Below are 24348 nucleotides of genomic sequence, written 5' to 3' on the forward strand. Positions count from 1 at the left end.
CCGCGGCCCGCGTAGGGTGGGGATATATCCCCACCTTCCTGCCTGACAGACCAAGCGACTCACTGGCCACCTCACCCCCGCCACGCTACAGTGTTCCCCTAATGTTCACGGTATCCCACCAACCCCATGCCCTTCACCGAACTCAGCGCCACCTCCAACTTCACCTTCCTCACCGGGGCCTCCCACCCTGAGGAGTACATCCTGCGTGCCGCTGAACTCTCCCAATCCGCCATCGCCATAGCCGACCTCAACTCCGTCGCAGGCATCGTGCGCGCCCACACCAAGGCCCGCGAACTCGCCCGTGACGGCGGGCCCCAACTCCGCCTGATCCCCGCCGCCCGCCTCCAGCTGCAATCCGGCTTCACCCTGACCGCGCTGCCCCAACACCGCGCCGGCTGGGGCAACCTCTGCCGCCTCCTCACCAAAGGCCGCACCTGCGCCCCAAAGGGCGAATGCCACCTCACCCCGCATGACCTGCTGGAGTGGGGAGAGGGTCTGGCCCTGCTGATCCATCCGAAAAGCATGGCGCAGGCGCACCCCTCCCCGAATGACCCGCCAAGGTCGCAGACCGAACCCTCAGGCCAGCCGGACGGCTGGACGCATGTGGTGCAGCGCCTGACCCACCGCTTTCCCGGCCAGTGCCACCTGATGCTGTCGCCCGGCTATGACGGTCAGGACAGCGCGCGCTTTGCCCGCCTGTCCGCCTTGGCCCAGCGCCTCAATCTCCCCACCGTGGCCTCGGCCCAGCCGATGATGCACCACGGACAGCGCCGCAAACTGGCCGATGTGCTGACGGCCATCCGTCTTGGCTGCCGGATCGAGGATCTGGGGCAAAACGCCGCCCGCCATGCCGAACAACGCCTGCGGTCCGAAACTGAAATGCTCCGCCTCTTCAAAGGCTTCGAACCCGCCGTCCACCGCGCGGGCGCCCTCGCGGACTCTCTCAAATTCTCCCTCGATGAACTCCGCTACGAATATCCCTCCGAGGTGACGGGGGGCGAAACCGCCGCTGGCCGTCTGGCCCGTCTGGCGCAAGAGGGCCTCAAATGGCGCTACCCCGCCGGCATCCCCGACAAGGCGCAGGCCCAGATGGCGCACGAACTCACCCTCATCGGAAAACTCAAATACGAGCCCTATTTCCTCACCGTCCACGACATCGTCAAATTCGCCCGCGAACGCGGCATCCTCTGCCAAGGCCGTGGCTCCGCCGCCAATTCCATCACCTGCTACGCCTTGGGCGTCACCTCCGTGAGCCCGGAAATCGGCACCATGGTCTTCGAACGCTTCGTCTCCGAAGCCCGCAACGAACCGCCCGACATCGACGTCGACTTCGAACACGAACGCCGCGAAGAGGTCATCCAGCACATCTACCAACGCTACGGCCGCCACCGCGCCGGCCTCTGCGCCACCGTCATCCACTACCGCGGCAAACGCGCCGTCCGCGAGGTCGGCCGCGCCATGGGCCTGACCGAGGATACCCTCTCGGCCATGTCCTCACAAATCTGGGGTTTCGGCTCCTCCAAAACCATGAACGAACAACGCCTGACCGAAATCGGCCTAGACCCCACCGACCGCCGCCTCCAACTCACCCTCCAACTCATCGAAGAAATCCAAGGCTTCCCCCGTCACCTCTCCCAACACGTCGGCGGCTTCATCATCACCGAAGGGAGGCTCGACGAACTCGTCCCCATCGAAAACGCCACGATGGAGGACCGCACCGTCATCTGCTGGGACAAAGACGATATCGACACCCTCGGCATCCTGAAAGTCGACATCCTCGCCCTCGGCATGCTGAGTTGCATCCGCAAAGCCTTCGACCTGCTGCAAAAACACCACCACACGGCCTACTCGCTCGCCACCCTCCCCCCCGAAGACCCGCAAGTCTACGAAATGCTCTGCCAGGCGGACTCCCTCGGCGTCTTCCAGGTCGAAAGCCGCGCCCAGATGAACTTCCTGCCGCGCATGCGCCCCCGCAACTTCTACGACCTCGTCATCCAGGTCGCCATCATCCGCCCCGGCCCGATTCAAGGCGACATGGTCCACCCCTACCTGCGCCGCCGCAACGGCCAGGAAATCGTCACCTTCCCCTCCGACGCCCTCGGTCGCGTCCTCGGCAAAACCCTCGGCGTCCCGCTGTTCCAGGAACAAGCCATGCAAATCGCCATCATCGGCGCCGGCTTCACCCCGACCGAGGCCGACCGGCTGAGACGCTCCCTCGCCACCTTCAAGAAACACGGCAGCGTTTCAGAATTCCACGACCGCTTCCTGACCGGCATGGCCGCCAACGGCTACGACGCCGACTTCGCCGCCCGCTGCTTTGCCCAGATCGAAGGCTTCGGCTCCTACGGCTTCCCCGAAAGCCACGCCGCCAGCTTCGCCCTGCTGGTCTACGCCAGCGCCTGGATCAAACACCATCACCCCGGCATCTTCGCCTGCGCGCTGCTGAATTCCCAACCCATGGGCTTCTACGCCCCCGCCCAGATCGTCCGTGACGCCCGCGAGCACGGCGTGGTGGTCCTGCCCCCCTCGATCAACGCCAGCCAATGGGACAACGTGATGGAGGATACCGACGAAGGCTTGGCCCTCCGCTTGGGCTTCCGCCAGATCAACGGCATGTCGGAAGACGAATCCCTCTGGATCACCGCCGCCCGCCGCAACGGCTATACCGCCGTCGAAGACGTCTGGCGCCGCGCCGGCGTCTCCCCCGCCACAGTGACCCGCCTCGCCGAAGCCGACTGCTTCGCCCCCCTGGGCCTGTCACGCCGAGACGCCCTCTGGGCCGCCCGCGCCCTGTCCGGTGACAAACCCCTCCCCCTTTTCGCCAACGACATCGACGGCGAAGGCATCGTGGAACCCGCCGTCCACTTCCGCACGATGACCGAAGGCGAGGCGGTGGTCGAAGACTACATCGCCATGCGCCTCACATTGCGCCAGCACCCCATGGCCCTCCTCCGCCCCTTCTTCACCCCGCAACAAGCCGGCCTCGGGGCCATCGAGGCCCCTCGCCCGGCGCTGTCGCGGAGAGCGGACACGTCAGCACACCCCTCCACCCGCAGCGCCCGTGACAAGGTCGGCATGGATATTTGACCCTGGATGAAACGGCAAAAGCCACGCCCTTGCCCTTGCTCCTGGCCAAATACTCCCGCCGGAGGCTCTTGACCCGAGCCGGTTGGCCGCAGGCCAGAGGCGAGATAAAGGCAATGCGCGGCACGCGCTCCTTCACATGACGCCTGCGACAGGCTCAGCCCTCGTCCTTCAGCAGCAACCCCAGCGCCACCAGGATCAGCACCACCCCCACCAGAACGGTCACCGGCGGTGCGCCATGGCCCAGCGCCAGTTCCCACAGGATGACCCAGACCGGCACCAGATAGGTATAGGCCATCACCTTGGCCGAGGGCAGCCGCAGGCTGGCATATTGCAGCAGAACAAACGTCATCGACGAGGCCGCGACTGACACATAGGCCAGACAGATCCACACGATCGCCGGCAGCGCCAGCCAATCGGTTGCCAGCACCGCCGAACCGCCCCACAGGCACAGCAGCCCAAACCCCGCCAGCATCGTGCCGAAGGTGAAGACCAAGGCGCTCTCGCCCCGGTTCAGCTTCCTGACCATCGGCGCATAGATCGCATGGGCAATGCAGCCGAAGAAATAGATCACCTCGCCCCGCCCGACATGCAGGCCCAGCATCGCGCCGACATCACCGCGAAAGATCACCCACAGCGCGCCCAGCGCCCCCAGGGTCAGCGCCAGCACCATCCGCCCGGTCGTCACCTGGCGCATCAGCAGCCAGCCAAACCCCGCCGCCATCACCGGCGTCAGCGTGAACACCGCCGCCGTCGGCACCGCGGCCGCCGTCCGCAAGCCCTCGAACATCAGCACGAAGTAGCAGGCCAACAGCCCGCCCAGCACCACAAACCGCCACGGCGCGGCCCAGGTTGCCCTTGGCACCCCCGTCGTCGCAAAGGCTGCCAGCCCCACCAGGGCCCCCGCCAGCCCGAACCGCGCCACCGTCAGCGCGGCGGGCGAGATCAAGGGCGCCGCCAACGCCCCAAGAGAGAACGACCCCGCCACCAGCGCCGAAAACGCCAGCATCGCCAGATGGCCAAGCTGCGGTCGCGTCAGGCTCACGCGCAGACCCAGCCCGCTGCCGCCTTCTTCAACACGGCCAGAAAGCTTTGCACCTTCAGCGTGCGATGCAGATCGACATGGGTCACGATCCACAGCGTCGAATCCCATTCAGCCGAGGGCGGCAGGATCTGCACCAGATCGGGATAACGCTCCGCCTCGCGCACCGGCAGGAAGCCAAGGCCCAGACCGGCCCGCACCGCCTCGCTGTTCGCCTCGGGCTCGCTGATCCGGTAGGTCACCGCATCGGCCGGCACCTGTTCGCGCAGCCAGCGGTAGAACGGTGCCCGCGCCTCAGGCTCGACATGGCCGATGAAGCGATGCCGGCCGAAATCCTGCGGTCCGGCCGGCGCGCCATGCGCCGCGACATAGGCCTTTGACCCGTACAGGGCCGCCGCCATCTTGACCAAGGGCTGCACCACATAATCGGGGTCTTCCGGCGCCGCCCCGGCCCGAATGGCCACATGCGCTTCGCCATAATCCAGCCGGAACAGCCGCATGTCGGAATAAAACCGGATCATCACATCCGCATGCGCCGCCTGAAACTCGGCAAAGACCGGCGTCAGGATATGGGCAATCCCGGAAATCGAGGTGACGACCAGTTCCCCCGTCACCGTCTCGCCCTGCCCCTTGATCCGGCTGACCAGTTGGCCGAACTGCTCTTCGGTGCGCTGCGCGGTGTTCAGCAGATCGCGCCCGGCCTCGGTCGGGGTATAGCCCCGGGCATGGCGCTGGAACAGCTTGGTGCCCAGCCGCTTCTCCAACGCGTCGATGTGGCGGATCACCGTGGCGTGGTGCACGCCCAGCACATCCGCCGCCCCCGACACCGTGCCCAGCCGGGCCACCTGATAGGCGGTGCGGATTTCATCCCAGGTATCGACCAGCATTTCTGTGCATCCCTGAACAAGACGTAGCTGATTTGGCTCAATTGCGCGCCAATCTGCAAGTGGCAATATGCCGCAACAGACACCGCCGAGGACGGCACATCAAGGATTTCGCCATGAACAAATGGATTTTTCTCGCCATCCGCGCCCTGCTGACCTTGGCCTTCGCCGCTGCCGGCATCGCCAAGCTGATGGGGGCAGAGATGATGGTCCACACCTTTGACGCCATCGGTGTCGGCCAATGGTTCCGCTATGTCACCGGCGCCATCGAGCTTGGCTCGGCCATTGCCCTCTGGGTTCCCGGCCTGACCGCCTATGCCGCAGGCCTTCTGGTCTGCACCATGATCGGCGCGCTGGCCGCCCACGCAATCTTCCTCGGCCTTGCCACCGCCCTGCCCGCCGTTGTCCTTGGCCTGCTGGCGGCAGCCACCCTTTACGCCAACCGCGCGCAACTGACGCGCTGAAGCTTGCGAACCCGCCCTCGCCCGCTTTAGATGGCGGGCGGAGGCCCCATGCACTTACCCCGCTTTTTCACCCTGCTGCGAGCCGCCCTCGCCCTGATCATGCTGGCCGCTGGCCTGGCCGTTCTGGCAAACTTCGACCGCATGGGCCACCGCTTTGCCGTGCTTGGGGCGGCGTCTTGGATGCATATCCCCGCCGGCCTGTTCCAGATCCTCGCCGCCGTGATGCTGATGGTGCCGGGCCGCATCGGCTATGGCGCAGCCCTGACCCTGATCGCTGGCCTTGCCGCCACCGTGGCCCATGCCGCGGCCCTGGGCTGGGATTCCGCCCCGCCTGCCATGGCGATTGCCGCCGTCGCCGCACTGATCCTTCACCGCAACACGGCCGACCTCAAGCGGTGACGCTTGACTCTTGCCCCTTCACCGCATATCCGACCCTGAATTCCCCGGAGGCCCAAGCTTCCGGTCCCTTGGCTTTTGCCGGGATCGCCATCCGTCAGCGCGTTGCGCCCACGGGTGTCGCACCCTATTTCGCCAAGATCGCCGCAACCGTAGGAGAGCGCCATGTTTGAAAGCCTGTCAGAACGCCTTGGCGGCGTATTCGACCGTCTGACCAAGGCCGGCGCGCTGTCCGAAGCTGACGTTGACGCCGCCCTGCGCGAAGTCCGCACCGCGCTGTTGGAGGCTGACGTTTCGCTGCCGGTCGCCCGCGACTTCATCAAGGCGGTGAAAACCCGCGCCACAGGGCAAGCCGTCACCAAGTCCGTCACCCCCGGCCAGCAAGTCGTCAAGATCGTCCATGATGAACTGATCGCCGTTCTGGCCGGCGACGGCCCGGCAGATGCGCTGAAGATCGACAACCCGCCTTCGACGATCCTGATGGTCGGCCTGCAAGGCTCGGGCAAGACCACCACCACGGCCAAGCTGGCCAAGCGGCTGAAGGAAAAGAACGGCAAGCGCGTGCTGCTGGCCTCCCTCGACACCAACCGCCCGGCCGCGATGGAGCAGCTGGCCATCCTCGCCGGACAGATCGGCGTCGACAGCCTCCCCATCGTCAAAGGCGAATCGGCGGTGCAGATCGCCAAGCGCGCCAAGACCCAGGCCTCACTTGGCGGCTATGACGTGCTGTTCCTCGACACCGCCGGCCGTCTGCACATCGACGAAGTCCTGATGGATGAAATCCAGTCCGTCCGTGACATCGCAAGCCCGCGCGAAACCCTGCTGGTGGTGGACGGCCTCACCGGCCAGGACGCCGTCAACGTCGCGACCGAGTTCAACGACAAGGTCGGCATCTCGGGCGTCGTCCTGACCCGGATGGACGGTGACGGTCGCGGCGGTGCGGCCCTGTCGATGCGCGCCGTCACCGGCAAACCCATCCGCTTCGTCGGCATGGGCGAGAAGATGGACGCCCTTGAAACCTTCGACCCCGACCGCGTCGCCGGCCGCATCCTCGGCATGGGCGACATCGTGGCGCTGGTCGAAAAAGCGCGTGAGACGTTTGAGGCCGAACAATCCGAACGCATGGCCCGCCGCTTCGCCAAGGGCCTGTTCAACATGAACGACCTGCGCAGCCAGCTGGAACAGATGCTCAAGATGGGCGGCATGCAGTCGATCATGGGCATGCTGCCCGGCATGGGCGGCATGGCCAAGGCTGCCGAAAAGGCCGGCTTTGACGACAAGATGCTGAAACGCCAGATCGCCCTCATCCAGTCGATGACCAAGAAGGAACGCGCCAACCCCGCCCTTCTGCAAGCCTCGCGCAAGCGCCGCATCGCGGCCGGCGCCGGACTAGAGGTCTCCGAACTCAACCGCCTGCTGAAACAGCACCAGCAGATGGCAGAGATGATGAAGAAAATGGGCAAGGGCGGCATGATGAAGCAAGCCATTTCCCAGATGCTCGGCAAAGGCGGCGGCCCGACCGGCGGCATGCCCGACCTCAAGAACATGGACCCCGCCCAGCTGGAGGAAGCCGCCAAGGCGATGAAATCCGGCTTGGGTGGCATGGGCGGCCTGCCGCGTTCCCTTGGCGGGACTTCAGGCCTGCCCTCGGGTCTGTCGGGGATGTTCAAGAAGAAATGACCGCCCCCGCCCCCGACGCATTTTCTGCGAAAATTCCCGGCTCCAGCCGCCGGGGGTCCGCGCATGCGCAAAACCCGACGCTGCAAACCAAGCGCCTTGTCCTGCGCCTGCCCGTCCTCACCGATTTCCCGGCCTACCGCGATTTCGTCACCAGCCCCCGCGCGCTCTACATGGGCGGCCCGCATGATGCCGCCAAGGCCTGGGACTGGTTCTGCAATGACGTGGCGCAATGGGCGCTTCTGGGCCTCGGCGGCCTGACCATCACCTTGAACGGCAAGCCCATCGGCCAGACCGCTGTCTGCCACGGCCCCGTCTTCCCCGAACCCGAACTCGGCTGGTTCCTGTTTGACGCCGCGCACGAAGGCCAGGGCTACGCGACCGAGGCCGCCACCGCCCTGCGCGACTGGGCGCTTGGCCCGCGCGGCCTGCCCACCGTCGTCTCCTATATCGACCCCGCCAATCCCGCCTCGCAGCGCGTCGCCGAACGCCTCGGCGGCACGCTGGACCTGCAAGCCGCCACACCGGGCGGCCTGCCCTGCCTGACCTACCGTTTCATCGCCCCGCAGGACCCGAAATGACCGATACCGCCGACGCCACCACCCGCGCCGCTTCGGTGCTCAAGGACCACCGCGCCTCGATCGACCGGCTGGATGCGATCCTTGTCTATACGCTCGCCGAACGCTTCAAGCACACCCAAGCCGTGGGCAAGCTGAAAGCCGAACACGACCTGCCGCCCTCTGACCCGGCCCGCGAAGCGCGCCAGATCGAACGGCTGGAACGTCTGGCCGCCGACGCCGCCCTCGACCCCGAATTCGCCAAGAAATTCCTGACCTTCATCATCTCTGAAGTCATCAGGCATCACGAACAACTGCAGAAATAACCCACCCCGCAGTTTGGGCAATCCGCCCACCCTGCCCCCAAGACATGTCAGGAGAAACACCATGTCCCTCAAAATCCGTCTCGCCCGTGGCGGCTCCAAGAAGCGTCCGCACTATTCCATCGTCGCCACCGACAGCCGCATGCCGCGCGATGGCCGCTTCCTCGAAAAGCTGGGCACCTATGACCCGATGCTGGCCAAGGACGACGAAAAGCGCGTCGTGATGAACATCGACCGCATCAAGGCCCTCTTGGCCACCGGCGCCCAGCCGACCGACCGCGTCGCACGCTTCCTGGAATCGGCTGGCGTTCTGGCCAAGAAGGCCCGCTCCAACCCGAAGTCGGCCATCCCCGGCAAAGCCATGGCCGAACGCGCCAAAAAGAAGGCCGCCGCCGCTGAATCCGCTGCCGCGGCTGAATAATCAGTCGCCATGCAGGGCACCTACACCGCCGAGTTTCGTGCGGAGTTGCAGGACCTGATGCGGTGGCGGCGCGACGTGCGCCGCTTCCGCAAGGATCCGATCGAGGCAGCGGTCCTGGACCGCTGCCTTGCTGCATTTTGCCTGGCCCCCTCGGTGGGGCTCTCAGAACCCTGGCGCGTGCTGCGTGTGGAAAGCCCGCAGGCCCGCGCCTTGGCCATCGCCAATTTCGAGGCCGCCAACGCGGCCGCCCTCACCGGCTATGTCGGCGAAAAGGCCCGGCTTTACGCCGGCCTCAAACTGTCGGGCATGCGCGAAGCCCCGGTGCATCTGGCCGTGTTTTCCGATGACGCCTCGCCCAAAGGCGCCAATCTCGGGGCGCAGACCATGCCCGAAACCCGCGCCTATTCCGTCGTCGGCGCCATCACCCTCCTGTGGCTCGCCGCCCGGGCCGAAGGCCTTGGCCTGGGCTGGGTCTCCATCCTCGACCCCGTCCGCCTGCGCGCCGATCTTGACGTGCCCGCCGGATGGACCCTGGTCGGCTACCTCTGCCTCGGCTGGCCCGAAACCGCCGAGACGACGCCGGAACTGGAAACCCTCGGCTGGGAACGCCGCGCCCCCAACCTGATCATAGGAAGCCGCTGATGACCGCCCAAGCCCCTGACCGTATCTGTGTCGGCGCCATCTCCGGCGCCTTCGGCGTGCAAGGCGAGGTGCGCCTGAAATCCTTCTGCACCACGCCCGAAGATATCGCCACCTACGGCCCCCTGTGGTCCGAAGACGGCACCCGCCAGTTCAAGCTCAAACTGACCCGCCCGGTCGCCGGCGGCCTCGGCGCCCGCCTGACCGGGGTTGAAACCAAAGAACAGGCCGATGCCCTCAAGGGCGTCACCCTCCACGTTGACCGCAAGCGCCTGCCGCGCCTGCCCGATGACGAATTCTACCACGCCGACCTGATCGGGCTTGAGGTCCGCGACCCCGGCGGCAAGCTTCTGGGCACCGTCCGCGCCGTCCACAACCACGGCGCCGGCGACCTCCTCGAAATCAGCGGCGCCGGCACCGATCTCCTCCTCCCCTTCACGATGGCCGTCATCCCCACCGTCGACCTCACCGCCGGCCGCATCATCGCCGACCCGCCCGAGGGTCTTGAATAGGCTCGGCCCCCCAGCCAACCTGCTGGCCGGTGCCATCCCAGTCTTCAGGTCCCGAATATCCCAAGCGCGCGATGCGCACCCGCCCGTCTGATGGGTCCGGGGGCGTGCGCCCCCCCGGCCCGCCAAAGGCGCCGCGCTGGACACAACGCCCGAAATCCGCCACTCCATCCCAAACGGGAGTGTTCCATGCGCAAAGTCCTCATCACCGGCACCGCTGGCTTCATCGGCTTCCACCTCGCCCGCCTGCTGCTGGCAGAGGGCTTCCGCGTCCACGGCTACGACGGCATGTCAGACTACTACGACGTCCGCCTGAAACAGCGCCGCCACCAGATCCTCCTGCAATCCCCCCACTTCACCGCGACCGAGGCGCTTCTCGAAGACCGCGCCACCCTCGACACCTCCTTCGACGCCTTCGAACCTCAGGTCATCGTCCACCTCGCCGCCCAAGCCGGCGTCCGCTACTCCATCGAAAACCCCCGCGCCTATCTTGACGCCAACGTGATCGGCTCCTTCAACGTCATGGAAGCCGCCCGCCGCCTCAAGGTGGACCACCTCCTCATGGCCTCCACCTCCTCCGTCTACGGCGCCAACGACTCCATGCCCTTCGCCGAGACGGACAAGGCCGACACCCAACTCACCATCTACGCCGCCACCAAAAAGGCCACCGAGTCCATGGGCCACGCCTACGCCCACCTCTGGTCCCTTCCCACCACGATGTTCCGCTTCTTCACCGTCTACGGCCCCTGGGGCCGCCCCGACATGGCGCTCTACAAATTCGTCGAGGCCATCCTGAACGACCGCCCCATCGACATCTACAACCACGGCGAGATGTACCGCGACTTCACCTACGTCGGCGACCTCGTCCGCGCCATCCGCCTGTTAATCGACACCCCGCCCCCCCTGCCCGGCACAGCCGAGCCGATCCCCAACGACAGCCTCTCCCCCGCCGCCCCTTGGCGCGTGGTCAACATCGGCAACTCCGACAAGGTCAAACTCCTCGATTTCGTCGACGCCATCGAAGAGGCAACAGGCCGCAAAGCGAAGCGCAACTACATGGACATGCAACCCGGCGACGTCCCCGCCACCTGGGCCGACGCGAGCCTGCTGCGCAGCCTCACCGGCTACGCCCCCCAGACGGACGTGAAAGACGGTATCGCGGCCTTCGTGTCGTGGTATCGGGAGTATTATGGGGTTTGAGGGGGACAGTAAGATTCATCTCTTGTCACAACTACCCCTCCACTAACTTCAATCCGAATTAATCAACACAGAGCTTAAAGGAACTCATAATTCGATCGATGTCGTCTTTAGTGGCATTAATATCAAGGTGCATCAGGCCGCCGTCGGCGTGTGGATAGAGCACAGCAGCGCTCACCCGCCCCCTCGAAATTAGTTCCACAAATCTTCTATCAACCCCTATTTCTGCCAACTGATTTCCTGCACGCAACTCCACTGCGTTTGCTGGATATGTGTAGGAAATATCGCTCGAATCCCGAAGCCAGATTGAAAAACCTGAGACATCAGGCTGAACTCGCTGCGCAAAGTCAGCATACAGCTCTGATGAGTCAGGCCGTCCAGAAAGAAGGACAAAAGGCCGGCCTTTCTTGCAGTAAGTTGTGATCTGATAGACTAGATTGTCACCTTGGGCATTCTCTGGGAATACCGAAGATGCAACAATACCATTTCGATAGGGTTCGAGAGTAAACCCTGTGAATGCGTCTTTTGATATAATTGAGTAGCTTAGGAGTTCCTCCTTGCTCGGAATGAAAACATCATTTGGGAGCACCTGAGACATTCTACTGAAAAGCGACGGGGCGACACCCATATCTGAAATATATTCGAGTATTTTGCCTGACACGATCTGCGTATCAATTTGAGTTTCTTCGGCACCGCCAAGACCGCCGCTGAATTGGTGAAATCCAATTATAGCGCCATCTGAAAGCTTACGCTCCTTGCCGCCCAAAAAAGCCAAAGCGCAGGCGGAATAGCACTGACCCGGTCCTTGCTCATCATACCCTGGATCATAGAAGTCTTGCCCGACTGGCCTCGGCGCGTACCAACGAACGTCAGTTCCCAACCCTGCAGCACGAATCATTTGACCCAGTTTTATTCCACCAAACAAATTCCCACCGATACTGTTTAGATGTATTAAGAGGCTGAATCCATCAAAAGGCTTAGAGTCTAGAAACGTCTGAAAGACCGCTGGCGTATCTGCAGTTATTTCACCGTCTGCAACCACAACATTCGTCTGGTTCATGTAAATAATATCAAAGGTCATATCCTTAGCGACTGCATCGCCCACGGCAAATGTGAAGATAGAAATCAGCGCCATAGACTGAATTTTTTGGTGAATCACAGAACACTCCCGCATTTTCGATTTTTGCACCTTTACGTGCACTTCAGTTCAGAGCACGCGTTAGAGTAGCGTGATATTTCGATTTACTCCAGTCTGCCTGCACCCCTACTCCTCCCGTCCCTCCCCCAACCGATCCCGCTCATACCCCTTCACGCCCGGAAACTCCGGCAACCACCCCTCGCGCCGGATCGTCCAAAGCAACCGTAGGGTGCGCATTCATTGCGCACACCCCCCACCCCTTAGGTCGGGGTGCACCCCGACTCTCCACCTTCCGTAGGGTGCGTGATCTCACGCACCGCGCCGCCGCCCCCGGTAAATTAACCCTGACCCCACCGCCCTGCGTGTAGCTACAAATGCACTCCGGAAAAACGACGGACATCCGACGCAAATCCGACACCCGAATCGCCGTTAACCAGCCCGCAGAAACTCTGCCAACCGCGCCTTCATCGCCTCCGGCCAAGCCCGCGGCGCAATCGCCCCCGCCACCTCTTTCACCCAAACCAGCGTGATCAAAACCACCAACCGCACCTCTTCACAGGCCCCGATGATCTCGAACGTGACCGAAGACCCGCCCAACCGCACCACCTCCAGCGTCACGTCCAGCACATCGCCCAACCGCGACGGCGCACGAAAATCCGTTTCGATTCTGACAGTTGGCACCCCGGCGCCCTGTTTCATCATCTCCGCATAAGACACCCCCACCGCCTCGCGGAAGAAGTTTTCGCAGACATGGTTGGTCATCTCGAAGTAGCGCGGATAGAAGACAATCCCCGCCGGATCGCAGTGGTTGAACTCGATGGCATAGGGGCGGCGGTAGAGCATGACGATCCTTTCAAACTCAAAACAAATCGCGTATCTTCCAGATAGCACATGCGGCAGGCAACACGAGGCGAAAAATGTCGGGCGAGACCTATTTCCTCTACCACTCCATCGGCCAATACCCCAGCAAAACCAAAGACTTGGGCCAAGCGATGGCCGAATTCGCCGCAAGCTGGGGCGCCACGAATGACAGCCAATGGGGCTACGCGCTTGGCAAAAGACAAGCCTTCATCGACCGCTGGAGCGCCATCATCAAGGCCCCGCAAGGCGCCCTGACCACCACCGAAAGCGTCACCCAGTCGTTCCACATGCTGCTGACCTCGCTTCCACCCGCCCACCTGAAAGGCCGCAAAGTCCTGGTCGGCGCCGACTGCTTCCCCTCCAACCATTTCCTCCTGCAGGGCATGGCTCAGAAATATGGCTTTGAACTCAAGACCGTAGCGCTCCGCCAAGGCGCAGCACATGTCGAGGATGAAGATTTCCTGAAAGACTGGACCCCGGACGTAGGCCTTGCCCTCCTGACCTGGGTCTCCTCCACCACCTCCCACCGCATCGCGCTCCGCCAGATGGTCGCCCACGGCCGCCGCATGGGCAGCCTGATCGGCGTCGACATCACCCAAGCCGCGGGCCTGATCCCCTTCGACGTGAACGCGCCCGAAATCGACTTCGCCGTCTCCACCTCCCTCAAATGGATGTGCGGCACCCCCGGCGCGGGCATCCTCTACCTAAGCCCCCGCCTGATCCCCCATTGCCACCCCGAACTGCGCGGCTGGTTCTCTCAAGAGAACCCTTTCAACTGGGATATCAACACCTTCGCCTACGCGAACGACATCCGCCGCTTCGACAATGGCACCCCCGGAACCATGGCGGCGCTGGCCTCGCTGCCCGCGCTGGACTGGCACGCCACCCAAAACCAGGCGGAGATCCTCGCCCACAACCGCAAGATCACCGCCCGCCTGATCGAGGCCGCCGACGACCTGAACCTCCCCCTCGTCACCCCGCGCGACGAAGGCAAACGCGGCGGCTCCATCATGCTGCGCTTGCCCGATCACCTCAGGGCGGCAGAGGTCGTCAGCACCCTGCGCGCCCAGTCGATCACCACCGACGCACGTGGTCAGACCCTGCGCCTCTCCCCCGGCATCATGACGACGGACGCTGGCACTGACAGCCTCATCGCGGCACTCAAAGCCCTGATCTGATTGCTCTTTACCCAAATACTCCCGCCGGAGGCCACGCCGAGCCGGTTGGCCGCAGGCCAGAGGCGAGATACAGGAAATGCGGCGCAAGCCGCGCCTTTTACTTCTTCTTGGGATAGCCGCGCCGTCCGGCCGCCCGCGCGGCCGAGGTCTCCATCGTCGCGGTATTGGTATCATCCTCGGCCAGCAGCTTCTGCCAGCGCAAAAGCCGGGCCTTGTCCAACTCACCTGAGGCGATCGCGGCCTGCACCGCACAGCCCGGCTCGCCCTCATGCCGGCAGTTGCGGAATTTGCAGGTGAGGGATAGCTGGGTCAGGTCATCAAAGAACAGCCCGATCCCGTCGTACGCATCCGTCAACTGAACTTCCCGCATCCCGGGCGTGTCGATCAGCCAGCCACCGCCACTCATCGCGACCAGATAACGCCCCGTCGTCGTGTGACGCCCCTTGGCATCGTCGTCCCGAATGTCCTGCACAGCGGCAGCGCCACCGGTCAAAGCATTGGCAATGGTGGTTTTTCCAACACCCGAGGACCCCAGCAAGGCCACCGTCTGCCCCGGCCCGATCCACGGCCCCAAGGCCAGACGCACGTCGTCGCGCTTGGCGTCCATCAGCACGACGGGCAGGCCTTTCTTCAACGCCTTGGCCTCCCGCACGAAGGACTGAGGGTCGGTTGCCGTATCCGCCTTGGTCAGCACCACCACAGGCTCAACTCCCGCGCTGGCGGCCAGGACCAGAAACCGCTCCATCCGGCCCGCGTTGAAATCGGCGTTGCACGAGGACACGATGAACAGCGCATCCAGATTGGCGGCAATCACCTGCCGCGCCACGCTGCTGCCCGCCGCCTTGCGCGACACCAGCGAGGTCCGCTCCAGCACCCGCAGCGCCAGCGCGCCGCGCACCTCAAGCCAATCCCCGACCGCCACGGTTGCGGTTGACAGCGTCGAAGCCGGGATCAGTTCCAACGCCCCCGCCTCTCCCAAGGCCTGAATCCGGGCGCGATGCACAGCGGTTACACGGGCGGGAAAGGTATCAGTCTCAGTGACTTGCGCGCTGAAATGCGGCGTCCAGCCCAGTTCGGCCAGAACCTCGCTCAGTTGCGGGCCATACGGAGGGTTTCATCTGACATGAACATTCCTCCGCCAATGAGGGTATAAGGGTGAGAGGCTGACAACGACCCAAGTGGGGCTCGTTACGGCTGCTTCCTTCCGGACCTGACCGGGTTGGCGAGGCACCTGCCCGCGCCAACCTCTCACCGCTGCATATAGGGGAGATTCGTCCGAGGTGCAAGAAGCGCCGGACAGGCTGCGGTCAGATCAGCCCGGCCAGCCGCGCCCCCGCCATCAGGTCGGCTGCAACATGGTGCGCCCAACGGCGGCTGGAGGGGATCAGGTCGGGCACCTGCACCACCACGCATCCGGCGCGATGGGCGGCTTCGGCCCCCACCTCGCTGTCCTCGAACACCAGACAGCGCGCGGGCGCCACACCCAGCATCCGGGCCGCCAGCAGATAGGGTTCCGGGTCGGGCTTGGGGCGGGTGACGTCATCCACCGTCACGACGGCAGAGAAGGACGGCGCCAGCCCGGCGATGCCAATCTTGCGATGTGCCTCGACCCGACCCGAGGAGGTGACGATGGCGCGCTGGATATGGCCGGGCACCAGCGCCAGCAACTCGGTCGTGCCGGGTTTCAGCGGCAGGCCCCTGTCCACCCCGGCGCGGAAGCTTTCACCCCAATGGGCGTTCAGCGCCTCAAGATCGATTCCGGGCACATGGTTGCGGATCAACAGCCCGCCCGAGTGCTGATCCTTGCCGATCAGGCTGTGCATGAAGGTTTCTTCGACCGGATGGCCCAAAGCCGCAAACGCCGCCAGACCCGAGGCCATGGCGATGCTTTCGGTGTCAATCAGCGTCCCGTCGAGGTCGAACAGCAGGGCTTCATACATGGCAGGCTCCGGTTCCTGCCCCTGCCTTAGCGCATCACAGGTGCAGGCGAAAGCGGCGGAATCCCTTTGGTGTCAGGCCAAGCGGTTCGGCCTGCAGCGGGGCAAGGTCCTGCAGATGGTCGGCGGCGGCCGGGGCGCTGTCAAACAGCACCGTCGTGCCGGGCATCGGGTGAAAGCGCCAGTTGGGCGGGCCAGACGGGTCAACATGGCCAGCCTCGGCGATGAAGGACCGCAGGATATCCCGGCTGGCCTGCGGCCCATTCAGCACCAGATGCTCGGCCCCCGATCCCGCAAAGCCGCCGCTGCCCGTGCCGCGATAGCTGTTGGTGGCCAGAACAAAGCGCTGCGCGGGAAGCAGGTGCTGCCCCTCATGGGCCAAGTCCAGGATGCGGGTGGCTTGGGGATGCACCAGTTCGCCCCTTGTGTCATAGCGCGCCGGGCTGGTCAGATCGACGGTCCAGGTCAGGCCCTCGATCAGATCGAAGTTGAAACTGGGGAAGCCGGTGTCCACAAGCTCCACCTCCTGTGCGCCGGGGGCGATCTGGCAGAACTGGCTGAAGGCGCGCTCCAGCCATTCCTGCAGGCTTGCCCCGGTCACAAGCAGGGCGGCGATGGTGTTGGGATGCGGGTAAAGGTCGAAGATATGCCGCAGGGTCAGACGGCCGGGGGCGATGTGGGTATAATTCTCCGGCCCGCCACGCCCGCCCGCATGGAAGGGTGCCGCAGCGGACAGCACGGGCAAGTCAGCGTAAAGCCCGCCCTGCAGGGCGCGCCGGACATGCGCCGCCTGCGCCCGGGCGATCAGACGCACCGTGGGGCTGGCCGAAATCATGGCGAAATAACTGTGCAGCGGAGTGCTGTTCACACCCACGGGACGCCGCGCCCACAGGCGGGTGGCCCGATCGGCAGGCTTTGCCAGCGCCATGATCGCGGGGGCGCTGCGGGTCAGGCTGCGCAGCCGGCCCGAGGCCAGACGGCGGGCGATGGGCCAAAGTGCGCTTTGCCCGCCCGTCAGGTGCCAGCGCGCCCCGTCCCAGTGCAGATCCAGATCAATCACCCCAAGATGCGAGCCATAAAGCCCCGGCATCACCGCGGGTTTGCCCCAAAGCCGCCCCGCCATCGGCTCGATGCCAGGGGCAGGGGCGTGATCGCTTGACGGAAAGGTCTGATGGGTGTGGCCCGCGACCAAGGCATCAATCCCTGGCAAGGCAGCCAGCGCGGCACTGGCATTCTCCATCCAGGGCACAGCCACGCTGCCGCCGATACCAGAATGTGACAGCGCCAGCACAACATCGACGCCTTGGGCACGCAACGCGGGCACATGCGCGGCGGCGGCCTGCAGGATATCGCGGGCGCGCAGGGCATGGCCCAGCTTGGCCTGATCCCATTGCGGTGTCTGCGGCGGCAGCAGCCCGATGATCCCGATGCGGACAGGATGTTCCGCCCCATCGGCCGCCCGCAGCCTCCGCTGCAGGATCAGCGTGGGCGGCACCAGCGTTTCATCCTGCAGCGGCAGGTCCGCCAAGCGCCGCGCGATATTGGCCGAGACGACGGGAAACTGCGCGCCGCCGAGGGTTTCCAGCAGAAACGCCAGCCCATGCGAGAATTCGTGGTTGCCCAAGGTTGCCGCGTCATAGCCAAGCGCGTTCATCGCCGCGATCATCGGATGCAGCGCCGCGCCAAGGCCATGGGCCCGCAACGCCTCGACGTCCCCCAGCGGGCTGCCCTGCAGAAAGTCGCCGTTGTCAACCAGAAGGCAACACTCCACCTCGGCCCGGGCCTTGGCAATCAGGCTTGCCGTGCGGGCGAGGCCAATGGCCGGGCTGGCCCGGTTGGCGTGATAGTCCCACGGCGTGATATGGGCATGCAGGTCCGAGGTCGCCAGAATGCGCAGCCGCGACCCGGCGGTGCGGGCTGAAGAAACACCTGGCGGCGAAGCAGACGATTGGTCCGGCATCCCAGTTCCGTTCGGCCCGAAGGCGGGGGGTTCAGCTTGAATAAAGCGACACAGGTCTTACCAACTGATTGCAAACTGCGACCACCTGCCTGCATTTTGCAATTCTTTACGCTGCAGAATGGCAAGGTTTGCAACCCTAGGTGGCAAAACTGTCGCAGGCGGGATTTGCCTCTGCCTCTTGCGCATGGCATCAAGGGCCAAACGGGGGGCAACATGCGGCTTGCAGAGACGGTAGCCTTTGGCGGATCGGGACTGGACCGGGCTGCGGCGCTGCGCGGCGATGCCGACCAGCAGGCGGCGTTGTGGCAAAAGGGCCGCGTGCTGGCCGTCTGGAAGGGCCGCCCCTTGGTGGCGAACGGACAGGCGATTGCCTGGCTGACACCGGATGCGCCCTTGGCCGGGCAGCCGCAGACCGCGATATTCCTGGGCCTGTCGGATGATATCCCGGTCTTTGCGCAAGACGTCTCGGCCTGGGCGCCAGAGGCCTCCATCGCGCCCTCGACCGGGTTTTTCGACACACAGGTGCAACAGCATCCCGATCTGCCGCCCGATCAGGGCTTTCACGAGTTGCGTGCGGTCATGGCGCAACTGTCACCGCGCGATGCCGAACTGGCCGCCACCGCCCGCGCCTTGATGGAATGGCACCGCTCCCACGGGTTCTGCGCCAGTTGCGGCGCCAAGTCCGACATGACGATGGCGGGCTGGCAGCGCAATTGCCGGGCCTGCAACACCTCGCATTTCCCAAGGACCGATCCGGTGGTCATCATGCTGATCACCCATGGCAACCGCCTGCTGCTGGGCAGGGGGCCAACCTGGCCCGAGGGGATGTATTCCCTGCTGGCAGGCTTCATCGAACCCGGCGAGACGATCGAGGCCGCCGTGCGGCGTGAAGTGTTTGAGGAATCCGGCATCCGCGTCGGCAAGGTGGACTACGTCGCCAGCCAGCCCTGGCCCTTCCCCGCCTCGCTGATGCTGGGCTGCCGGGGCGAAGCGACCTCCGACACCATCACGATTGACCCGGCCGAATTGCAGGACGCCCGCTGGGTGACGCGCGAAGAGCTTCTGTCAGCCTTCGCTGGCACACATCCGCAGATCAAGCCCTCTCGCAAGGGGGCGATTGCGCAATTCATCATGTCGCATTGGCTGGCAGATACGCTGGACTGAAAGCTAGCTGAGCGTGAAATCCGTCAGGTCCAGACTGGCAAGCAGGAAATGCTTCAGCAGGATATGATCGGTGCCCCCAAAGGACAGGTCAAGGTCGGCACCCTGCTGCACGGCCACCAGGTGCGCATAGGCGTCCTGGGTGATCCCGATATGATCGCGCAGCGCCTTCGGGCCGGTGTCATGGAAATCGGTGATGACATCCTTGCCGTCACCTGCGGAAAAGACGAACGTGTCCGCCCCTGCGCCGCCGGTCAGCGTATCCGAGCCAAGTCCGCCAAGAAACTGATCATTGCCTTTGCCGCCGGCCAGAAAGTCATTGCCAGTCCCGCCCAGCATGTAATCTGCCTTGTCAGATCCGAAAATGTGGTCGTTCCGGGCAATCAGGTTCAGCTCGACCCCAAAAAGACCGGATTGCTTGAACTCTGCCCACAGATGCGCCGCGCCGACATGGGCGTTTGACACCGTCGTCAGCGTATCTCCGGCGGCGGACAGCAGCGTGATATCGGTGATCGTCCCCCCGATCGGATGCCCGTTCTTGAAGGTCAAATCCACCCCCGTGAACAAGACCTTCGCACCCGGCGTGTCTTGCATCGTCGCCGTCGTTGTCGTGTGGCTGACGAATTTGAGGGTTGGTCCATCGTAGAAGCTGAAGGCAAATCCCAGGTCGCCCAAAGCATTGAAAAAGGTAATCTTCGGCATCACAACTCCTTTCCGCTTTGCAATGCCAGGATCATAGCCACGACACCCCGCCCTGTCATTTGATTTCCAGACGCGCCGCAGCTGCGCTGAAGTCTTCCGGCTTGCGGTTCACCCGGTTTGCGGCGACAGTTCCGCACGAAGACGGGTTAAAGGACGGCTGCATGAAATTGGCGGCAAAATATGACATCGAAGCACCGGTTGACTTTGTGTACCGCGAATTGACCGATTTCGATGCGTGGGAGCGCATGGCCATGCGGCGCGGCGCGGAAGTGACGCGGGCGGACAATCTGCGCCATCCCGGTCCGGGCATGGAATGGCTGGTGGCCTTTGCCCTGCGCGGCAAGATGCGGAACGCCCGTCTGCATCTGCTGACGGCGACGCCCAACAGCCAGATGACGATCACCGGCGTCTCTGCCTTGGTGGATGGCGCATTGACCTTCGACCTGATGGACCTTGCCACGACCCGCACCCGGATCGAGGTGCGCATGGAAGCCAAGCCCAAGACACTGGCCGCGCGGATCTATGTGCAGACCCTGCGATTGGCCCGCAAGAAGCTGGAGGGCAATTTCGCCCAACGTGTGGCGCAGTTGGCGGTCGATCTGGAAGACCGTTACCGCCGCCCGCTGGCCAAGAAGGTTTAGCCCCGGCGACGGTCCGCCGGATAAACGCCCAGAATCTGCAGGTGGCTGGTGAAATATTCCAGCTCCTCCAATGCCAGCTTCACGTTCGGGTCCTCGGGGTGGCCTTCGATGTCGGCGTAAAACTCGGTCGCGGTGAAGGTGCCGCCGATCATGTAGCTTTCCAGCTTGGTCATGTTGACCCCGTTGGTCGCAAAGCCGCCCATCGCCTTGTACAGCGCCGCCGGAATGTTGCGGACGCGGAAGATGAAAGTGGTGATCATGTGATCGGCCCGGCGCGTCAGATCAGGCTCACGCGCCATGACAAGGAAGCGCGTGGTGTTGTTGGCCTGATCCTCGATATGACGGGCCAGCACGTCCAGCCCGTAAATCTCTGCCGCCAGTTCCGAGGCCAGCGCGCCTTCTGCCTTATCCCCCAAAGCCGCCACTTCCCGCGCCGCAGCGGCGTTGTCATGCCAGTTCAGCGTCGCCAGCTTGTGGTCCTTGATGAAAGTCCGCGCCTGACCGTGCAGGATCGACATGGCCCGCACGCGTTTGACGTCCTCCAGCTTGGCGCCCTTCACGGCCAGCAGGTTCACATGCACCCGCACGAAGCTTTCATCGACGATGAACAGCCCGCTTTGCGGCAGCAGCGTGTGCACGTCGGCGATCCGCCCGTAGGTGGAGTTTTCCACCGCCAGCATGCCAAGTTCGGAATCACCCCGGCGCACCGTCTCGATCACTTCTTCGAAGGTGGCGCAGGGCAGCGCCTCCATCTCGGGGCGGGACTGACGGCAGGCCTGGTGCATATAGGCGCCCGGCTCGCCCTGAAAGGCGATGCGGCCCGGTTTGGCGGCATTCTGCGGCATCTGGGGGTCTCCGGCAAAAAAACGCGCCCTCGGGGGCGCTTCGCGGCGCTAGTACACCTTGCACCCATCGGGGGGAAGCGGTTAGACACGCGCCAAAGTCAAGCCCAGCGGAAGGTGCTGCATGTTGGACACGATGACCACGACCAAGATTGTTGGCGGCGTTTGCGGAACGTTGCTGTTCTTCCTGTTCGGGAATTGGGCCGCCGAGACGATCTACGGCTTTGGCGAACAGCCCAAGGACGCCGACCGGACCTTTGCTTACGCGATTGCAGTCGAAGGGGCGGCAACCGCTGCCACCACGGACACCACCGCTGCGGCTGCTGATCCTGCCTATGCCGATGTCGCCAAGACCGCTGACGCGGCAGCCGGGGAAAAGACCTTCGGCAAGTGCAAATCCTGCCACAGCGCCGAAGGCAAGAACATGACCGGCCCGCACCTGAACGGTGTGGTTGGCCGCAACCGCGCCTCGGTGGACGGGTTCGTTTATTCTGACGCCATGGCCTCCAAGCATGATCCGTGGACCCCGGACCTGATCTACACGTTCATCAAAGAGCCGAAAGCCTATGTCCCCGGCACCAAGATGGGTTTCGCCGGTCTGGCCTCGCCGCAGGACCGCGCCAACGTGATCGCCTATCTCTCGACGCTGAAGTAAGTCAGGCGCCTCGAATTTCAGGGCCGCTCCAACCGGGGCGGCCTTTTTCTTTGCCCGCGCGGCGCCTCACGCATTCGCAACTTGTGAAGCGCGGGATTTCCGATTTAGCTAGCACAAGATAGCAGGTGCCATGCAGGCAAAGAGGGGATCGGACATGGTCAGTAGGTCAGCCATCAAAGCCAAAGCGCTCGACATCGGTGCGCCGCTGCGCTGGGGGTCTGTCAGTATGGCCGTCCTTGCCCTCGCCGCCTTCGTCCATGCCGCGCGGGCCGAGGATCAGAAGGTCATCACCAGCCACGGCATCTCGACCTTCGGCGACCTGAAATACGGGCCGGATTTCACGCCCGACTATGTCAACCCCAACGCCCCAAAGGGCGGCGAGATTTCCGAATGGGCCTTCGGCAGCTTTGATTCAATGAACCCTTATTCCGTCAAGGGCACTGCCGCCGCCGGGGCCACCTTCCCCTACGAATCCATCCTGACCGGCACGGCGGACGAAATCGGCGCCAGCTACTGCCTGATGTGCACCACGATGGACTATCCTGCCGACCGCTCCTGGGTCACCTTCCACCTGCGCAAGGACGTGACATTCTCGGACGGATCGCCAATGACCGCCGATGACGTGGTGTTTTCCTACAACATCTTTTCGACCAAGGGCCTGTCTGACTTCCGCACCGTCTTCAACAAAGAGGTCGACAAGGTCGAAGCGCCCGATCCCTACACCGTCAAGTTCACCTTCAAACCCGGTATCCCCTACCGCGATCTGCCCGCCTCGGTCGGTGGGTTGCCGATCATCTCAAAGGCCGATTACGAGGCCAAGAAGCTGGATCTTGAAGAAAGCAGCCTGACGCCGTTTCTTGGCACTGGCCCCTACCTGCTGGACCATCTGACCCCCGGCCAGACCATCGTCTACAAGCGCAACCCGAAGTACTGGGGCGAGGCGCTTCCGATCAACAAGGGCCAGAACAACTTCGACACCATCCGCTACGAATACTTCGCCGACCCCAACGCGGCGTTTGAAGGCTTCAAGGGCGGCACCTATACTTTCCGGCTGGAAAACTCCTCCAAATCCTGGGCCACGCAGTATGATTTCCCGCTGGTCAAGTCGGGCCAGGTCCAGAAGGTCGAACTGCCCAACGGCAACAAGGCCTCCGGTCAGGCCTATATCTTCAATTTGCGCCGCGACAAGTTCAAGGACCCCCGCGTGCGTGAGGCGATCGGCCTGATGTTCAACTTTGAATGGTCGAACAAGACGCTGTTCTACGGCCTTTACACCCGGATCAATTCGATCTGGGAAAACTCCTATCTGGCCGCGTCTGGCGCGCCGACGCCCGGCGAAGTGGCCCTTCTTCAGCCGCTGGTCGACAAGGGGCTGGAACCCGCCTCCATCCTGACAGACCCGCCGATTGCCGCCCCCACTTCGGGTGACGTGCAGCTGGATCGCAAGAACCTGCGCAAGGCCTCGGCCCTTCTGGACGCCGCCGGCTGGAAACCCGGTGCCGACGGCATCCGCGTCAATGACAAGGGCGACAAGCTGACGGTCGATATCCTCAACGACGACCCCGCATTCGACCGCGTTCACACGCCCTTCATCGAAAACCTGAAAGCCTTGGGCATCGACGCCAATCTCAAGGATGTGGACAGCGCGCAGTTTGACCAGCGCACCAGCCAGCCGCCCTTCGACTTCGACATCATCACCGGCAACGCCCGCGCCGGGATGGAGCCGGGCGACGACATCGAACAGTTCTACGGCTCCGCCACCGCTGACAATTCCAGCTACAACGTCATGGGTCTGAAATCCCCCGCCGTCGATGCGCTGGCCGAGGTGGTGAAAGCCGCCAAAACCAAGGACGACCTGATCGTGGCGACCAAGGCGCTGGATCGGGTTCTGCTGGCCGAAAAGTTCTGGGTGCCGCAATGGTACAAGAACGTCTACACGCTGGCCTACTATGACATCTTCGCCCACCCGGACCCCCTGCCCCCCTACGCTTTGGGAGAGTTGAGCTTCTGGTGGTATGACGCGGACAAGGCGGCCAAGCTCAAGGCCGCAGGCGTTCTGCACTGAAAGGCGCGTGGCCCC

General features: G+C 63.9%; 24 protein-coding genes and 1 other RNA gene. 15 read left to right on the top strand and 10 right to left on the bottom strand.

Going from position 1 to position 24348, the window contains the following annotated elements:
• The first annotated feature begins 126 nt into the window (after positions 1-126).
• Positions 127-3087 carry an error-prone DNA polymerase gene (locus AC1Y2B_RS07885; protein ID WP_482252527.1) on the top strand — a complete coding sequence of 987 codons (2961 nt, stop codon included), beginning with the start codon at positions 127-129 and terminating at the stop codon, positions 3085-3087.
• 154 nt (positions 3088-3241) lie between these two features.
• Here the strand turns inward: AC1Y2B_RS07885 and AC1Y2B_RS07890 are convergent, their stop codons facing one another.
• Both AC1Y2B_RS07890 and AC1Y2B_RS07895 read right to left on the bottom strand, forming a co-directional pair.
• Positions 3242-4123, bottom strand: a complete 882-nt coding sequence (locus AC1Y2B_RS07890; RefSeq protein ID WP_482252631.1) for a DMT family transporter — start codon at positions 4121-4123, stop codon at positions 3242-3244.
• A 2-nt stretch (positions 4124-4125) separates the two neighbouring features.
• A complete protein-coding gene (locus AC1Y2B_RS07895; protein WP_482252528.1) occupies positions 4126-5013 on the bottom strand; it encodes a LysR family transcriptional regulator in 888 nt (295 codons plus the stop codon).
• A gap of 113 nt (positions 5014-5126) precedes the next feature.
• Between AC1Y2B_RS07895 and AC1Y2B_RS07900 the strand changes: the two genes are divergently transcribed.
• From AC1Y2B_RS07900 to AC1Y2B_RS07940, 9 genes are all read left to right on the top strand, one after another.
• The gene (locus AC1Y2B_RS07900; RefSeq protein ID WP_482252529.1) at positions 5127-5474 is read left to right on the top strand and encodes a DoxX family protein; all 348 of its coding nucleotides are present in this window, start codon (positions 5127-5129) and stop codon (positions 5472-5474) included.
• 48 nt (positions 5475-5522) lie between these two features.
• A complete protein-coding gene (locus AC1Y2B_RS07905; RefSeq protein WP_482252530.1) occupies positions 5523-5873 on the top strand; it encodes a hypothetical protein in 351 nt (116 codons plus the stop codon).
• A gap of 162 nt (positions 5874-6035) precedes the next feature.
• Positions 6036-7550, top strand: coding sequence for a signal recognition particle protein (ffh, locus tag AC1Y2B_RS07910; protein WP_482252531.1), 1515 nt, complete (start codon positions 6036-6038; stop codon positions 7548-7550).
• Positions 7547-8128, top strand: a complete 582-nt coding sequence (locus tag AC1Y2B_RS07915; protein WP_482252532.1) for a GNAT family N-acetyltransferase — start codon at positions 7547-7549, stop codon at positions 8126-8128. The genes ffh and AC1Y2B_RS07915 overlap by 4 nt, the downstream gene beginning before the upstream one ends.
• On the top strand, positions 8125-8430 hold the full coding sequence (locus tag AC1Y2B_RS07920; RefSeq protein WP_482252533.1) for a chorismate mutase: 306 nt from the start codon (positions 8125-8127) through the stop codon (positions 8428-8430). Before AC1Y2B_RS07915 ends, AC1Y2B_RS07920 begins: the two co-directional genes overlap by 4 nt.
• Before the next feature lie 61 nt (positions 8431-8491).
• Positions 8492-8848, top strand: a complete 357-nt coding sequence (gene rpsP, locus AC1Y2B_RS07925; RefSeq protein ID WP_482252534.1) for a 30S ribosomal protein S16 — start codon at positions 8492-8494, stop codon at positions 8846-8848.
• A 9-nt stretch (positions 8849-8857) separates the two neighbouring features.
• Complete coding sequence (gene bluB / locus AC1Y2B_RS07930; RefSeq protein WP_482252535.1) at positions 8858-9490, top strand: 5,6-dimethylbenzimidazole synthase; 633 nt, start codon at positions 8858-8860, stop codon at positions 9488-9490.
• Positions 9490-9999 carry a ribosome maturation factor RimM gene (rimM, locus tag AC1Y2B_RS07935; protein ID WP_482252536.1) on the top strand — a complete coding sequence of 170 codons (510 nt, stop codon included), beginning with the start codon at positions 9490-9492 and terminating at the stop codon, positions 9997-9999. Before bluB ends, rimM begins: the two co-directional genes overlap by 1 nt.
• Before the next feature lie 186 nt (positions 10000-10185).
• Entirely contained in the window at positions 10186-11196 is a 1011-nt protein-coding gene (locus AC1Y2B_RS07940) for an NAD-dependent epimerase/dehydratase family protein (RefSeq protein ID WP_482252537.1), read from the top strand.
• A 58-nt stretch (positions 11197-11254) separates the two neighbouring features.
• Here the strand turns inward: AC1Y2B_RS07940 and AC1Y2B_RS07945 are convergent, their stop codons facing one another.
• Positions 11255-12328 (bottom strand): COG3904 family protein, encoded by a 1074-nt coding sequence (locus AC1Y2B_RS07945; protein ID WP_482252538.1) that lies wholly within the window; start codon positions 12326-12328, stop codon positions 11255-11257.
• Between the two features lie 432 nt (positions 12329-12760).
• Positions 12761-13174: an acyl-CoA thioesterase gene (locus tag AC1Y2B_RS07950; protein WP_482252539.1), complete on the bottom strand. Its 414-nt coding sequence runs from the start codon at positions 13172-13174 to the stop codon at positions 12761-12763.
• Between the two features lie 74 nt (positions 13175-13248).
• Here AC1Y2B_RS07950 and AC1Y2B_RS07955 point away from each other — a divergent pair, with 74 nt between their 5' ends.
• Positions 13249-14370 carry an aminotransferase class V-fold PLP-dependent enzyme gene (locus AC1Y2B_RS07955; protein WP_482252540.1) on the top strand — a complete coding sequence of 374 codons (1122 nt, stop codon included), beginning with the start codon at positions 13249-13251 and terminating at the stop codon, positions 14368-14370.
• Between the two features lie 97 nt (positions 14371-14467).
• Here the strand turns inward: AC1Y2B_RS07955 and rsgA are convergent, their stop codons facing one another.
• The 4 genes from rsgA to AC1Y2B_RS07975 all read right to left on the bottom strand — a co-directional run bounded on the left by rsgA (position 14468) and on the right by AC1Y2B_RS07975 (position 18267).
• Positions 14468-15331 carry a ribosome small subunit-dependent GTPase A gene (rsgA, locus tag AC1Y2B_RS07960; RefSeq protein WP_482252541.1) on the bottom strand — a complete coding sequence of 288 codons (864 nt, stop codon included), beginning with the start codon at positions 15329-15331 and terminating at the stop codon, positions 14468-14470.
• Positions 15332-15523: 192 nt separating this feature from the next.
• Positions 15524-15621: signal recognition particle sRNA small type (gene ffs / locus AC1Y2B_RS07965), an RNA gene on the bottom strand.
• A 56-nt stretch (positions 15622-15677) separates the two neighbouring features.
• The gene (locus tag AC1Y2B_RS07970; protein WP_482252542.1) at positions 15678-16310 is read right to left on the bottom strand and encodes an HAD family hydrolase; all 633 of its coding nucleotides are present in this window, start codon (positions 16308-16310) and stop codon (positions 15678-15680) included.
• Between the two features lie 34 nt (positions 16311-16344).
• Positions 16345-18267, bottom strand: coding sequence for a bifunctional 2',3'-cyclic-nucleotide 2'-phosphodiesterase/3'-nucleotidase (locus AC1Y2B_RS07975; RefSeq protein ID WP_482252543.1), 1923 nt, complete (start codon positions 18265-18267; stop codon positions 16345-16347).
• A 213-nt stretch (positions 18268-18480) separates the two neighbouring features.
• On the opposite strand from AC1Y2B_RS07975, the gene nudC reads away from it, so the two are divergent.
• Positions 18481-19431, top strand: coding sequence for an NAD(+) diphosphatase (nudC, locus tag AC1Y2B_RS07980; protein ID WP_482252544.1), 951 nt, complete (start codon positions 18481-18483; stop codon positions 19429-19431).
• 3 nt (positions 19432-19434) lie between these two features.
• On the opposite strand, the gene AC1Y2B_RS07985 is transcribed toward nudC, so the two are convergent.
• A complete protein-coding gene (locus tag AC1Y2B_RS07985; RefSeq protein ID WP_482252545.1) occupies positions 19435-20130 on the bottom strand; it encodes a calcium-binding protein in 696 nt (231 codons plus the stop codon).
• A gap of 161 nt (positions 20131-20291) precedes the next feature.
• Here AC1Y2B_RS07985 and AC1Y2B_RS07990 point away from each other — a divergent pair, with 161 nt between their 5' ends.
• Positions 20292-20771 (top strand): SRPBCC family protein, encoded by a 480-nt coding sequence (locus AC1Y2B_RS07990; RefSeq protein WP_482252546.1) that lies wholly within the window; start codon positions 20292-20294, stop codon positions 20769-20771.
• On the opposite strand, the gene AC1Y2B_RS07995 is transcribed toward AC1Y2B_RS07990, so the two are convergent.
• The gene (locus tag AC1Y2B_RS07995) at positions 20768-21616 is read right to left on the bottom strand and encodes a prephenate dehydratase (RefSeq protein ID WP_482252547.1); all 849 of its coding nucleotides are present in this window, start codon (positions 21614-21616) and stop codon (positions 20768-20770) included. The two genes, AC1Y2B_RS07990 and AC1Y2B_RS07995, sit on opposite strands and share 4 nt — an antisense overlap.
• A gap of 121 nt (positions 21617-21737) precedes the next feature.
• Here AC1Y2B_RS07995 and AC1Y2B_RS08000 point away from each other — a divergent pair, with 121 nt between their 5' ends.
• The gene (locus AC1Y2B_RS08000) at positions 21738-22268 is read left to right on the top strand and encodes a c-type cytochrome (protein ID WP_482252548.1); all 531 of its coding nucleotides are present in this window, start codon (positions 21738-21740) and stop codon (positions 22266-22268) included.
• 154 nt (positions 22269-22422) lie between these two features.
• The gene (locus AC1Y2B_RS08005) at positions 22423-24333 is read left to right on the top strand and encodes an extracellular solute-binding protein (protein ID WP_482252549.1); all 1911 of its coding nucleotides are present in this window, start codon (positions 22423-22425) and stop codon (positions 24331-24333) included.
• The last annotated feature ends 15 nt before the right edge of the window (positions 24334-24348 follow it).

Source organism: Stagnihabitans sp., from assembly GCF_964946895.1.